Genomic DNA, 13,278 nt, shown 5'->3' on the forward strand with positions numbered 1-13,278 from the left:
TCGGCAATGACTAGCCCCACGCGCCCGCGACATCCCGGGCCAAAACCAGCGCTCGTCCTCGCGCAATCAGGCGGCCGTTCTCGCTGCGGCAGGTGGTTTCCAGGTCGACCAGATGTTTGTCCGGGCGCAGGCGGGTGATCTCTACCCGTGCCGTCAGCTCCTCGCCATAGGCCGCATCGCCGAGGAATTCGGTTTCCTGTTTCAGGTAATTCGTGCCTTGGCCCGGCAGATCCACACCGAGTAGATAGGAGAACATGCCGTTGATCAGGGCTTCCGGTACTGCGTGCGTCGAGCCCGGTGCGCCCGAAAGCCGGATGAGATCGTCTCCGTCGGTTCTGGCGAATATGCGAGAGGTTTCGACGGCCTGGCCGGTAGCAAGGGCGGAATTCATCGTGCGATCTCCGTTTCCCCGAGACAGGTCGTCTCACCATCTTCCAAGCGTATCACTTTGAGGGATATCGTCATGTTTTCAGGTGTTTCGCTGGTCATTTCGGCCTCGAAACGAAGCGGGGTGCCGGCCGGCGAGGGTGCAGGATACATGGTCGATTGCCGGATCTGACGTGCGCCCGGGGCCAGTTCCTCGACCAGTCCGCGCAGAACGGAACACAAAAGCGCGCCATGAGCCACCGTCTTTCCAAAGCGGGTGTGTGCGGAAAATTCCGGGTCGACATGGATGGGGTTATCGTCACCGGACAGGCGCGCAAACGCGTCAAAATCATCCTGGGTGAAGGAGAGCTCCCTGACCGCGCGGCTCATTGTGTTGCCTCCGGGCAGGGCAGGAGGTGCTTTTGCACCTTGCCGGCCGCCGTGCGCGGCAGGTCGTATGTGAAGCGAACGTATTTCGGCACCTTGTAGGCCGCCAGACGTTCACGGCACCAGGTGCGCAATTCCTCCTCGCTGGCCTCCTGGTTGACGCGCAGGATGATGTGGGCACAGCCGACCTCACCCCATTTCTCGTCAGCCACGCCGGCAACGGCGCTTTCCTGGACGGCCGGGTGTTCGTCGAGAATATTCTCCACCTCGGCCGGATAGACGTTCTCGCCGCCGGAAATATACATCTCCCTGATCCGGCCGGCGATGAAGCAATAACCGTCCTCGTCAAACCGTCCCAGATCGCCGCTCTTGAGCCAGCCATCCTCGGTGAAGAGCTTTGCGGTCTCCTGCGGACGTTTCCAGTAACCCGGCGTCAGACCTGGACCGCGGAACTGAATTTCGCCGGTTTCGCCCGCCTCCAGCGGCTGGTTGTCCGGGCCGGCGATGCGCGCTTCCACCATCTGCTGGGCGCGGCCAACAGAGCCGATCTTGTCCAGGGCATTGGCTTCATCGACCAGGAAGGCCGTCGGACCGGTCTCGGTCATGCCGAAACCATTGCAAACCGTTGCGCCATGCCTGGCAAAGGTTTCCACCAGTACATCCGCCAGCGGAGCCCCGCCACAAGACCAGTGACGCAAACGGGTGAGATCGGTCTTCTCGAAATCCTCATGCAGGGCGAGGCCGCGATAACAGGCCGGGACACCGATGAAGACATCCAGCGTGCCTTGGCCGATCAGCTTGAGCATCGGGCCGGGCTCGAAACCGGGCAGGACGTGGACCAGCCCGCCACTCATCAATACGGGCAGGGTGTGCAAGTTGATGCCGGCAGTATGAAACAGCGGCAGGAAATTCAGCGTCGCGTCTCCGGGACGCAGGCCAATGGCCTGGCCTATATTGGTATAGTTCACCAGTGCCATCTGATAGGTCTGGATCACGCCTTTGGGTTTGCCCGTCGTGCCCGAGGTGTAGATCAGATACCAGGGCTCGTCGCCGGGCCAGATCTCGCGGCCGGCATGGGGCTCGCAGCGATCCCTGCCTGCGCAGTAATCGCTGTCGATGGCGAGCGGTTCCAGTCCGGTCAGCGCACCGGCCTCGGCGGCTGCTGCGGCGTCTTCCGCGCCTGTCAGCAGGAGTTTCGGCTTGCTGTCCTCGATGAGCACGGTGAGTTCCTTGCCCGGCATGCGCCAGTTCAAAGGCACCAGGATCGCGCCCAGCTTGCCGCAGGCGAACAGCAGTTCGAAGAACTCCACCCGGTTCCGACACAGGACGGAGACACAATCACCCGCTTCAATACCCTGTTCCGCCAGCCAGCTTGCGGCTTTTGATGCGCGCTGTTCGAGCAGGCGGTAGGTGATTTCCTCTCCCGTCTCGATGACATGGAAGGCGGTCGCATCCGGCGTCAGCTTGGCGCGCTGGCGGGTAATGTCGGGCAGGAAAAACATCTAACTCTCACCTTTGGGCGGTGTCTGCGGGTACAGGAAATCATGCATGCGCTGCACGGTCTCATCTCGATCGATGAGTTCGAGGAAGGCCAGGCGTTCGGCGTCCAGCGCTCGTGCAAGCCGGTCAGCGCCGCCCAGGCTGAGCAGGCGACCGGCGCGAATGCTGGCGCGATCAAGGGGCTCGCATTGAGTGATGAGCCGGGCAAGGCGATCATTGAGCTGTCGGCTCTCGCAGACCTCGTCAACAAGGCCCCGTCGGGCCATTTCGCCCGCGTCCAGTCGCTTGTCCATGCTGAGCCAATTGCGAGTGAAACCGGTTCCGGCCCGGTCTGGCATCATCGCCGTCCAGCCACCATCCGGGGCAAAGCCCACGCGGGCATAATAGGGTTGGGCGAAGGCTGTTTCGCTGGCGATGACATGGTCACAGGCCAACATCAGCCCGATGGATCCACCGGTCACAGGGCCATTGAGGGCGCAGACAAGAAGGGCGTTCTGGTCGACAATCCTGAGAAGGCTCTCGTTGAGCGTCCCGACAATGTCACGGGCGAAACCGAGTAGTCCTGCCCGGTTGTGCGAGCGGTCGTAAAACTCCCGGATATCACCGCCACAGGAAAAGGCGGTCCCGCTTCCGGTCAGCACGATCGTTCTGGCTTGCCGATATGTGTCCAGGGCCTGGCAGAGACTGCCAAGCAGTTCCGGCGTCAGCGCATTGCCCCGGTGCGGACGGTTGAGCGTCAGCGTTAGGCAATCACCGTCCAACCGGGTCTGGACCGGGTTATCGACAAGCGCGATCGTCACGGACGAATGCCTTCAGAGATCATCGCGATCGCGGCGTCTGCGACTTCCTCAGCCGGGCGTTCCGTGCCCCAGACACCGAAGCGCAGTCCCAGGAAAACACTCATCCCGATCAGGGCCCAGGCGCGGGTGGACACATCTCCTTCCGTGATCTCGCCGCGCTCCGCAGCTTCACCAAGATTGCGCTTATAACCCTCGGCGAAACGCTGATAGTGTGCCTTGTGTGCATCAGGAGCGACGAATTGTGCCTCCTCGATGATGCGGTAGAGATTCTGGTGTTCGCGGGCAAATTCGATGTAGGCGATCAGGCCTTTTCGCTCGGCATCGATGCGGTCTGTGGCCCCCTCGACGCGCTCGGCGATCCAGGCCCGGACCATCTGACCCATATGAGCCACAAGTGCCCGGAAAATCTCGTCTTTTGAGTCGAAATAGACATAGAAAGTGCCCAGCGCAACGCTCGCTCGACGGGTGATGTCACCGATCGATGTTGCGTGGAATCCATCCTCGCCAAACGCAAGTTCTGCGGCTTCGAGAAGCTTGTTCCGTGTCCGCTGTCCCCTGGCGGTTTTCGGGCTCTTTGAGCTCATGGCTGCATTTTCAGAAGTTGACATATGATTCAGTTTTCACAAGATTGACGATAAATCAATATGACACAATTCGCGCCACCACGATGCGCGAGGGGAGAAACGCCGCAGTGCTCCACGCACGTGCCCACCAGCCGGACGAAACCGGACGCCGCTCCAGCCTCGAATTGAGGGACGGGACCCTGTTGTCCTTCCTCGACGAAGGTTCCGGTGAGCCTGTTGTGCTGGTGCACGGCTGGGCGGTAACGGCGGAGTATTTCGACGCTGTCGCGGCCGAGCTTTCCAGCGATTTCCGTGTCATTCGACCCGACTTGCGCGCTCATGGGCTGACACCTTCCGGTGATCTCCCGCTGGAGATTGGAACGCTGGCTGCGGATCTAGCTGAGGTGTTGGAACAGCTCGATCTGACCAATGCCGTGATCCTGGGCTGGTCGATGGGTGCGCTTGTTGCCTGGCGTCATTTGCTTGAGTTCGGCAGTGAGCGGGTCTCGGGCCACATCATCGAGGACATGACCCCACGCGTGCTCAACACCGCCGATTGGCAGCTTGGCATGTCCAACGGGCTCGATGCGGCCGCCAGTGCCCGCGCCATCCGCGCGATGGAGCGTGATTGGCCCGCTTATGCAGAGGCCTTCACGCCGAAAATCATTTCCCGTGAGCGCGGTATCCGCGATCCGGAACTGATCGGACGTATTCGCGCGGAAATCCAGACACGTGATCCCAAGGCCATGGCCGCTCTGTGGAGCGCCATGGTCCAGGAAGACTTTCGGGCCGAACTGCCTGCCATCACCTTGCCGACCCTGGTGACCTACGGCGAGCGCAGTGACGCCTACGGACCGGAGACGAGCCGGTATCTCGTTGAATCTTTGCCGAATTCGGAACGGAAGGGCTTTCCGCGTTCGGGCCATGCACCGCATCTGGAGGAACCGGAAGAGTTCTCGGAAGCGGTTATCGCGTTCCTGCACCGTGTGCAGACGGGCAGGGACGCTGGACGTAATTTTGAGGGGAGTACCCAATGAAACTGTCAAACAAACTTACCCGCTCGCTGTTGATGGCGAGCACCATGGTGGGCGGCCTGGTTGTCACCGCGCCGGCGCTCGCGCAGGACAATTCCGCCAGTGACGAGGTCATCACCGTCACTGCGCGTCGTCGGGAAGAGAGCCTGCAGGATGTGCCGCTGTCCGTAACCGCTGTCAGCGGTGTCGAGCTGGAACGTTCCGGCGCCGTCGATATTGTCGCGATTGCGGATGTAACGCCGAACGTGACGCTCGAAGTTTCCCGCGGCACCAGTTCCACCCTGTCCGCCTTCATGCGCGGCGTTGGCCAGCAGGACCCGGTCGCCGGCTTCGAATCCGGTGTCGGCATCTATGTTGATGACGTTTATCTGAACCGTCCGCAGGGCGCTGTTCTCGACCTGATCGATGTTGAGCGCGTCGAGGTCCTGCGTGGTCCCCAAGGTACGCTCTATGGCCGCAACACCATCGGTGGCGCGATCAAATACGTGACACGTCGTCTGGATGTTGATGACCCGACCCTATCTGCGCGCGTCAATGTGGGCAGCCACGGCCAGTTCGACCAGATCGTCACGGCGTCCACGCCGCTGAGCGATACATTCCGCGTGGGTGGAACGTTTGCCAACCTGACGCGCGACGGTTTCGGCGAGAACGTCTTTCTCGGTATGGACAACTACAACAAGGACATTTTTGGCTACCGCCTGTCCGCCGAGTGGGAGCCCAGCGACACGGTCTTCTTCCGCCTCGCCTATGACAATATCGAGGACACCTCAAATCCGCGTGGGGGTCATCGCCTGATCCCGGGCGCATTCTCCGGAGCTCCGGTTCTGGATGATGTCCATGACACGCGTGCCGGCCTGATGGTTGTTGATCAGGAAGTCACCTCCGAGGGTATCTCCCTGCTGGCCGAGTGGGAGATCAATGAGAACTGGTCTGTTCGCAATATTCTCTCGGATCGTGAAGACCGTTCGGTCACCCCGATCGATTTCGATAATCTGCCGAGCGGCGATCTCGATGTCCCGGCAATCTATGAAAACGAGCAGTTCTCCGAAGAATTCCAGCTGCTCTATTCCGGCGACCGCCTGAACGGTGTGATGGGGTATTACTACCTCGACGCCAATGCCTCGACGGTCTTTGACGTGCTACTGGCCAATGTCGGTCCGCTGATCAACCTGCCGGGCCTGAATGCCCAGACCTTTGGCGATGTTGCTACCGAGACCTGGTCTGTCTTTGCCAATTTCACCTATGACATCAATGACGAGTTCAGCCTGACCCTGGGCGGCCGCTATACCGAGGATGAGCGTACATCCACGGTTCTGCGTCGCACCTATGTCGGCGGTTTCTCGGAGTTCTTTGGTGGCGCAGGTGTGCCGATCGCCACGACGTCTGACTTCACAGGCACGAACAGCTGGGATGATTTCTCGCCGACCGTGTCGCTGGCTTACCAGCCGAATAGCGCGAACAACTATTACTTCACATTCAGCCAGGGCTTCAAAGGGGGCGGTTTCGACCCGCGCGCCCAGACGACCGCCACGCCGGACTTTGACCAGTCTGGTTCCGTCACCGCGGACGAGATCTATGATTTCATGGCCTTCGATCCGGAAACGGTCGACAGTTTCGAGATCGGCTGGAAATACCAGAGCGGCAGCTATCGCCACAGCCTGGCGTTTTTCCACATGGACTATACCGACATCCAGGTGCCCGGTTCCGTGGGTGTGGACACCAATAATGACGGTGTGAACGACACCTTCACCGGTGTGACCACGAATGCCGGCGCAGCCACCATCCGTGGTCTGGAGTATGAAGGTATGCTCGACATGGGTCAGGACATGATGACCAGTGGCGACAGCCTCTCCCTGGGCTGGGCGATCGGGCTGCTGGACGGCGAGTATGACGAGTTCGTCAACGCTTTCGGTGTGGATGTCTCCGACCAGGTCGTCATCCAGAATACCCCCGATCTGACGGCCTCTTTCACGTTGATATATGTCCGGCCGGTCGCGGATGGAGATCTGCAGGTTTCCAATACGATCAGTCATCGCGGCGATAGCTCCCAGTTCGAATTCCCCTTCCCGGAACTCGACCAGGAAGCCTACACGCTGTGGAATGCGTCCGCTGTTTGGGAATCCGGTGATGGCCGCTGGCAGCTGGGCGTGCATGGTCGCAATCTGACAGACGAGGAATATCGCGTCTCCGGCTATGACTTCGTCAACAACGACACGCTGGCTCCTGAGCTGGGCCTGGAGGGCACGCTGATCGGCTATTACGGTCCGCCGCGCACAGTCACCGCAACGGCCGCCTGGCGTTACTAGGCTGAACATGAAACGGCGGGCCTGGCCCGCCGTTTCTCTTTGTGAGATCTGTCGCATGAGTTCGGGAGAGTGAGCGATGATGAAATGGATTCTGGGCCTGGTGGTCATCCTGCTGGTTGTGGTGGGCTGGATGTTCTTCAAGCCTGAACCGGCGGCGGACCTGCGCCCGGCCTCTGAACGTCCCGTTCCAACGTCGCCATACTGGAGCGAGGACGATCACTGGGTTGATGCCGACGGCATGACTTTCCGCGTCCGCGAGCAAGGACCGCAAGGCGCGCCTGTAATCGTGCTCATCCACGGTTTTTCCTATTCGCTGGAAAGTTTTGACGCCTGGGCGGAAGACCTCGCAGTCGATTATCGCGTTGTGCGCTTCGATCTGCCGGGCCACGCCCTGACCGGTCCCGATCCGCAGCAGCGCTATTCAGTACGCGAGACCGTCGCGCTGACTGCGTCTCTTCTGGACTCGCTGGGCCATGATGATGTGGTTCTGGTCGGTAATTCCCTGGGCGGGCTGGTGTCCTGGCGGCTCGCCGCCGAGCAGCCGGAACTTGTCTCCAGGCTGATCCTGCTGGCGCCGGGTGGTTTCTCAATCAATGGCGTCACCGAGAATCCGGTGCCGGTTCCTGCGCCGGTCGCCTTCTTCATGACCTCTGCTCCGCAAGCCATGGTCGGCGCGGCATCCGCGGGGCTGTTTGGGGACCCGACTAATATGCCGGCTGAATTACCGGGGCGCGTCCACGACCTGATGCGCCAGCCCGGTGTCGGTCAGGCCCTGGTCGAACGCCTGGAGGTCTTCACCCTGCCAGCCCCGGAAACAGACCTTGCCCGGGTCGAGGCTGATACGCTGATCCTGTGGGGCGAACTCGACCGCATCGTCCCGCCCGACCATGGTCCGCGTTTTGTCGACGCCATGCCCTCAGCGCGCCTGGAAGTCATGCCGGGCCTCGGCCATGTCGTGCATGAAGAAGCGCCCGAGGTGAGCCTGGAGCGCGTGCGGGCGTTTCTGGAGGATCAACCCTGAGCGCGTTTGGCGCGGCGCGCTTCGATTTCAGCCTGGAGGTCGGCCCAGTCCTGGGGGTCGATATCGCTTTCGCGCAGGACAACGACACCCGTGCCACCGGCCGGGCTTTCACCATTCAGCAGGCGGCCCAGGGCGTGGGTCTGGGCGGTCGAACGGTTGAGCAGCGGACGATAGGTAACCTGGCGGCCTTGCTGGCGGCGGTCGACCGCGCCTTTGCGAACCAGAGAGCGCAGCGTGTTGAGGGTCTGGCTGGCGCCCTGGCGTGTGGCCACGGCCAGTTCGCTGACTGACACACTGCCCTTGTCCCAGATCACACGCATCGCTTCGTTTTCGCGATTTGTAAGGGCTGTGGCAGACATCACGGACTCCAGACTAAGAACCAAGCGACCCATTCCTGAACAATGGAACAGGATTAACAAATCCTTTGCAATAGCGGGGCCGGTTAACGATTTGGGCGTTTGCAGTGACTGGTCTTGCTGCGTCCCTTCTGTGTTTCTGACCGGTCTCAGTGGAAATCCCGGCTTTTGGGCAGGATGTCTTCGAGGCGTTCGCCGCGCATGATCCGGCGATAGAGAGCGACAGTGCGGGGATCGGCCTGGGGGCGGTTGATCTCGTCGGCATGAGCGGTGGCCTCGGTGAATTCGCCGCCCTCGGCGAGGGCGGCCAGGCGCCAGCTCTGATCGTCGAGCCGGTGGGAGACGAGATGGGTGACCTGGCCTTCCTTCTGCAGGCGGCCGGTTACCGTCAACAGCTTGGCGGCCATGACGGTCTTGCGGTGGCGTTCAAAGGTCTTGGGCCAGACAATGACATTGGCGACACCGGTCTCGTCTTCCAGCGTGGCGAAGATGACGCCACTGGCTGAGCCCGGACGCTGGCGGACCAGGACGAGCCCTGCGATGCTGACCCAGCTACCATCACGCCGGTCAGCGAGTTGGTCGGCGCGTAAAAAGCCCTTCTCCTCGAACTCCTTGCGGAAAAAGCTGATCGGGTGTGCCTTCAGGGAGAGACGCAGGCTGGAATAGTCCTGGGCGACATTCTCAGCCAGCGAGAGCCGGGGCAATTCGACCGGGTTCTCAGCGCCATAATCCTCGGCCTGTTCAAACAGGGGCAGGGGTTTGCCGGCCTGGGCGAGGGCGGACCAGCTGGCCTTGCGGCGGTCCAGCGCGACAGAGCCAAAGGCGTCGGCCTGGGCAAGGCGGTCGATCGTGCCGCGATCCAGCCGGGCCCGGCGGGTCAGGTCGGACACGCTGTTGAATGCGCCACCGTCCTGGCGGGCGGCAATGAGGCGGGCGGCCATGGGTTCTTTCAAACCCTTGATCTGGCGCAGGCCCAGGCGCACCGCAAACCGCCCGCCGCCTTCACCGGTGGGCATGGCAAAGGGCAGGCGCCGATGGGATGAGGGGGGCTGGCAGGCCTCCAGCGTGCAGTCCCAGTCAGAGTGATTGATGTCAGGCGGCCTTACTTCAACACCATGATCGCGGGCATCCCGCACAAGTTGGGCCGGGGCGTAGAAACCCATGGGTTGGGAATTGAGAAGGGCGGCCAGGAAAACGTCCGGGAAGTAGCGTTTCAGCCAGCAGGAGACATAGACGATCAGGGCAAAACTGGCGGCATGGCTCTCCGGAAAACCGTATTCGCCAAATCCTTCGAGCTGTTTGAAACAGCGTTCCGCAAAGTCCGGCTCATACCCGTTGGCGATCATGCCAGAAACGAGTTTGCGGCCCATTTCATGGATGGTTCCGGAACGCCGAAACGCGGCCATCGAACGGCGTAGCTTGTCGGACTCGGCGGGAGTGAAGCCGGCGGCGACGATGGCGATACGCATGGCCTGTTCCTGGAAAAGCGGTACACCGAGTGTCTTGCCCAGAACCTCTTCCAGCTCGGTCGAGGGAAAGTCGACGGCTTCAAGCCCGTCGCGGCGGCGCAGATAGGGGTGGACCATATCGCCCTGGATGGGACCGGGGCGAACAATGGCAACCTCGATGACCAGGTCGTAGAAATTGCGTGGTTTGAGCCGCGGCAACATGGTCATCTGGGCCCGGCTCTCAATCTGGAAGACGCCGACCGTGTCGGCCTTGCAGATCATGTCGTAAACATCCGTATCCTCGGGCGGAATGTCGCTGACTTCCAGCGGGCGCTGATAGACGGTGCGGATCATATCCATCGCGCGGGCGACGCAGGTCAGCATGCCCAGGCCCAGTACATCCACCTTCATCAGGCCGAGCGCGTCGATATCCTCCTTGTCCCATTCCAGCACCGTGCGGTCGGGCATGGCGGCATTGTGCAGGGGCACGATCTCGTCCAGCCGCCCCTGGGTCATGACAAACCCGCCGGGGTGCTGGGAGAGATGGCGCGGAAACCCCATCAGCTCGCGCGCATACCGCAGGGTCTGGCGGATTTCGTCGGCATCGGGGTCCAGGCCCAGCTCGTCGCGAATGCGGTCATCGGTCAGATCGTCACTGTGCCAGCCCCACAGCGTCTTGGAGAGGGCCGAGATGATGTCACCGGACAGGCCGAAAACCTTGCCTACTTCGCGAATTGCACCGCGCGGGCGATAACAATTCACGGTCGCGGTCATGGCCGCACGTCGACGGCCATACTTTTCATAGACATACTGGATGACTTCCTCGCGCCGCTCGTGCTCGAAATCGACGTCGATATCAGGCGGTTCGCCGCGTTCGGCGGACACGAAACGCTCGAAGAGAAGGTCAATGCGCGCCGGGTCGACCTCGGTAATGCCGATAATGTAGCAAACGGCGGAATTGGCAGCCGATCCGCGCCCCTGGCATAAAATTCCCTGGCTGCGGGCAAAACGCACAATGTCATAGACGGTGAGAAAATAGGGCGCGTAATCGAGCTGGTCGATCAGCTGGAGTTCCTGTTTCACGGCCCGGGCGATCTTGCCGGGCGGGCCGGCGGGGTAGCGCATTTCCATTCCGTCACGAGTCAGGCGACGCAGGGTCTGCATGGGCGTCTCGCCTGCACCGATCACTTCGTCGGGATATTGATAGACCAACTCGTCGAGAGAGAAGTTGATCTCCTCGGCCAGGGCCAGGCTGCGGGCAACAGCGTCCTCATATCCCTGGAAGATCCGGTAGAGTTCGTGCGGGGGTTTGAGGTGGCGTTCGGCATTGGCGGCGAGAGCAAAGCCGGCGCGCTTGATAGACACGTGTTCGCGGATACAGGTGACCACATCGGCCAGGGGTTTTCGGCTCGGGGCGTGGAAACGCGCATCCGTGGTGGCGATGGTGGGAATGTCCCAGTCGCGGGCCAGGCGGGTGAGCTCATAAAGGCGGCGGCCATCGCGGCCGTCAAACCAGCGGGTCAGGGCCAGGGCGGCACGGTCCTGGAGGGCGGCGAGAAAGGTGGCGGTCTTGTCCTGCCAGTCCAGCTCGCTCTCGCGTGGCGGGATGATCAGCAGTATCTGGCGGTCGGACTCGCGGATGATATCGTCCAGCCAGAGATCGCACTGGCCTTTCACGGAGCGGAAATTGGCGTCGGTCAGCATGCGGGTCAGGCGGCCATAGGCCTCGCGGTCGCGCGGATAGGCAACGGCCTCGAAACCGCACACCGTGACCAGGCGCACCCCGACCAGGAGTTTGATGCCCGCATCGCGCGCCGCGAGATGGGCCCGCACGATGCCGGCGAAACTGTTGCGGTCGGCAATGCCGATGGCGCTGAGACCCAGGGCCGCGGCCTGCGCGACCATTTCATCGGCATGCGAGGCCCCGGTCAGGAAGGTAAAGTTGGAACAGGCGAGAATTTCGGCGGCATCAGGCATCACGACGCCCCGTGGACGAACCATTCCGGGCTCGTGGTTTCCAGACCGAACAGGCCTTCGCGGTAGAGCCAGAAACGGCGGCCTTCGCGGGTTTCCACACGGAAATAATCACGCGAACGGGGAGAGAGCTGGTCGCGCCACCACTCCGGAGCGAGACGTTCCGGGCCCTCGGCACGGTGGACGAGATGGCGGACCCGGCGCCAGATGAAGCTGCGCGGTGGACCATCGGGGATTTCGGCGACGGCCTGGGCCGGTTCCGGCCGGGCGAGGATGAGCAGGGGGCGATCCGGATCAACCTCGCTTTCCGGGCCTGTGAGCGCCGGTACGGGTGTGTTGTCGCGCACGGCAAGGGCCGTGCCGCCAGGCGCACGGGCGGTGCCTGCATGAGGGACGATGGCAGACCCGGGACCGGAATTCTGGCGCCAACCCGCGGCGCGCTCGGGGATATGGCTTTCCCGCCGGGCCGCACGCTGGACTTGATCATCTCCCAGGCGCACGACGAGACGATCGGTCAGGCGTGCCATTGTGTCCGGCGCCATTTCATCACTGTCCAGCAGGCCGGACTGATGGGTGTTGAGCGCGGTGGTTTCGCTGGCGCGCAATTCCACGACATCAATGCCAAACCCGATATCGATCTCGGCGCGATCGAGTTTTTCACTGAACAGGCGGGTGATATGGGCCGGGTCGCGGGCGGGCGCGGCCGTACCCAGGCTGAGCAGGAGCACTTTGCCATCCACCCGGTAGAGATTGAGTTCGGCGCGGCGCAGGCCCTGGCCATGGGCGTCGAGCTGTTCGCACAGCGTGTTGGCGGTTTCGCGCACAGTCTGTTTGATGCTGTCGAGCAGGAGCAGGGCCTCGGGGAAGCGCAGCCGGGCGCGATAGTGTGTGCGGGGCTGTAGCGGGCTGAGCACTTCCTCGTCCAGCCCGCGGGCCTGGTCGAGGCGGGAGACCAGCTCGCGGCCAAACCGCCGGGCCAGGCTGGCTCGGGGCAGACCGGCCAGATCGCCGACACGCTTGAGCCCGAAACGGCGGAGTTGTTCGGCCATCGCGCCGATACGCAGGGCTTCGACCGGAAGGGCGTTGAGCGGTTCGCTGACCGTGTCGGTGAGGATGAAGCCGGAGCTCTCCCGGCGGGCGGCATAACGCGCCAGCCCCCAGGCGAGGCCGAGGGTCGGGGCCGCCGCCGCGTAGGCGATATAACCCTGTTCCCGAACGGCCTCGAGCGTAGCGGTGACCAGTTTTTCCTCGCCGCCAAACAGGCGGGCGCAGCCGGTGATATCCAGCAATATGCCGTCTTCACCGGGCAGGCCCGGGTCCGGAGCCGTCCAGGGGGACCAGCGGCCACAGGCCCGGGCCAGGGCTTGCAGGAGGCGTTTGTCCAACGCCGGGGAGGCGCTTTCCACCTGCAGGCCCGGTTCCAGGGATTTGGCGTCGGCGACGGCCTGTCCGCGTCTCAGCCCGGCTGTACTGGCCGCCGCATTGAGGGCGTAGAGGCGTTCGCCGCCCGTGGTGGTGTGCAC

At 62.4% G+C, this 13,278-nt stretch carries 11 protein-coding genes; 3 read left to right on the forward strand and 8 right to left on the reverse strand.

Annotation, left to right across the window (positions count from 1 at the left end):
- Window positions 1-10: 10 nt before the first annotated feature.
- From SIC17_RS09730 to SIC17_RS09750, 5 genes are read right to left on the reverse strand one after another with little or no spacing between them, the layout of a single operon-like run.
- Window positions 11-391 carry a phosphate acetyltransferase gene (locus SIC17_RS09730; RefSeq protein ID WP_412545220.1) on the reverse strand — a complete coding sequence of 127 codons (381 nt, stop codon included), beginning with the start codon at window positions 389-391 and terminating at the stop codon, window positions 11-13.
- Window positions 388-756, reverse strand: coding sequence for a MaoC family dehydratase (locus tag SIC17_RS09735; protein WP_291891356.1), 369 nt, complete (start codon window positions 754-756; stop codon window positions 388-390). The genes SIC17_RS09730 and SIC17_RS09735 overlap by 4 nt, the downstream gene beginning before the upstream one ends.
- The gene (locus tag SIC17_RS09740) at window positions 753-2,255 is read right to left on the reverse strand and encodes an acyl-CoA synthetase (RefSeq protein ID WP_412545221.1); all 1,503 of its coding nucleotides are present in this window, start codon (window positions 2,253-2,255) and stop codon (window positions 753-755) included. The genes SIC17_RS09735 and SIC17_RS09740 overlap by 4 nt, the downstream gene beginning before the upstream one ends.
- The gene (locus SIC17_RS09745) at window positions 2,256-3,053 is read right to left on the reverse strand and encodes an enoyl-CoA hydratase/isomerase family protein (RefSeq protein ID WP_291891359.1); all 798 of its coding nucleotides are present in this window, start codon (window positions 3,051-3,053) and stop codon (window positions 2,256-2,258) included.
- Entirely contained in the window at window positions 3,050-3,637 is a 588-nt protein-coding gene (locus SIC17_RS09750) for a TetR/AcrR family transcriptional regulator (protein WP_412545222.1), read from the reverse strand. Before SIC17_RS09750 ends, SIC17_RS09745 begins: the two co-directional genes overlap by 4 nt.
- Before the next feature lie 107 nt (window positions 3,638-3,744).
- On the opposite strand from SIC17_RS09750, the gene SIC17_RS09755 reads away from it, so the two are divergent.
- The 3 genes from SIC17_RS09755 to SIC17_RS09765 all read left to right on the forward strand — a co-directional run bounded on the left by SIC17_RS09755 (window position 3,745) and on the right by SIC17_RS09765 (window position 7,977).
- A complete protein-coding gene (locus SIC17_RS09755) occupies window positions 3,745-4,653 on the forward strand; it encodes an alpha/beta fold hydrolase (RefSeq protein ID WP_412545223.1) in 909 nt (302 codons plus the stop codon).
- A complete protein-coding gene (locus tag SIC17_RS09760; RefSeq protein WP_412545224.1) occupies window positions 4,650-6,956 on the forward strand; it encodes a TonB-dependent receptor in 2,307 nt (768 codons plus the stop codon). Before SIC17_RS09755 ends, SIC17_RS09760 begins: the two co-directional genes overlap by 4 nt.
- 76 nt (window positions 6,957-7,032) lie before the next feature.
- Window positions 7,033-7,977 carry an alpha/beta fold hydrolase gene (locus tag SIC17_RS09765; protein ID WP_412545225.1) on the forward strand — a complete coding sequence of 315 codons (945 nt, stop codon included), beginning with the start codon at window positions 7,033-7,035 and terminating at the stop codon, window positions 7,975-7,977.
- Here SIC17_RS09765 and SIC17_RS09770 read toward each other — a convergent pair.
- From SIC17_RS09770 to SIC17_RS09780, 3 genes are all read right to left on the reverse strand, one after another.
- Complete coding sequence (locus tag SIC17_RS09770; RefSeq protein WP_291891368.1) at window positions 7,968-8,336, reverse strand: BlaI/MecI/CopY family transcriptional regulator; 369 nt, start codon at window positions 8,334-8,336, stop codon at window positions 7,968-7,970. The genes SIC17_RS09765 and SIC17_RS09770 overlap by 10 nt on opposite strands.
- Window positions 8,337-8,482: 146 nt before the next feature.
- A complete protein-coding gene (locus SIC17_RS09775; protein WP_412545226.1) occupies window positions 8,483-11,758 on the reverse strand; it encodes an error-prone DNA polymerase in 3,276 nt (1,091 codons plus the stop codon).
- On the reverse strand, window positions 11,758-13,278 hold the full coding sequence (locus SIC17_RS09780; RefSeq protein WP_412545227.1) for a DUF6504 family protein: 1,521 nt from the start codon (window positions 13,276-13,278) through the stop codon (window positions 11,758-11,760). Before SIC17_RS09780 ends, SIC17_RS09775 begins: the two co-directional genes overlap by 1 nt.

This window comes from Maricaulis sp. MIT060901, assembly GCF_047123815.1.
Lineage (GTDB): Bacteria > Pseudomonadota > Alphaproteobacteria > Caulobacterales > Maricaulaceae > Maricaulis.

Coding starts and splice junctions, on each gene's coding strand:
- SIC17_RS09730 (WP_412545220.1), bottom strand. CDS start 391: ATGAATTCCGCCCTTGCTACCGGCCAGGCCGTCGAAACCTCTCGCATA.
- SIC17_RS09735 (WP_291891356.1), bottom strand. CDS start 756: ATGAGCCGCGCGGTCAGGGAGCTCTCCTTCACCCAGGATGATTTTGAC.
- SIC17_RS09740 (WP_412545221.1), bottom strand. CDS start 2,255: ATGTTTTTCCTGCCCGACATTACCCGCCAGCGCGCCAAGCTGACGCCG.
- SIC17_RS09750 (WP_412545222.1), bottom strand. CDS start 3,637: ATGAGCTCAAAGAGCCCGAAAACCGCCAGGGGACAGCGGACACGGAAC.
- SIC17_RS09760 (WP_412545224.1), top strand. CDS start 4,650: ATGAAACTGTCAAACAAACTTACCCGCTCGCTGTTGATGGCGAGCACC.
- SIC17_RS09765 (WP_412545225.1), top strand. CDS start 7,033: ATGATGAAATGGATTCTGGGCCTGGTGGTCATCCTGCTGGTTGTGGTG.
- SIC17_RS09770 (WP_291891368.1), bottom strand. CDS start 8,336: ATGTCTGCCACAGCCCTTACAAATCGCGAAAACGAAGCGATGCGTGTG.
- SIC17_RS09775 (WP_412545226.1), bottom strand. CDS start 11,758: ATGCCTGATGCCGCCGAAATTCTCGCCTGTTCCAACTTTACCTTCCTG.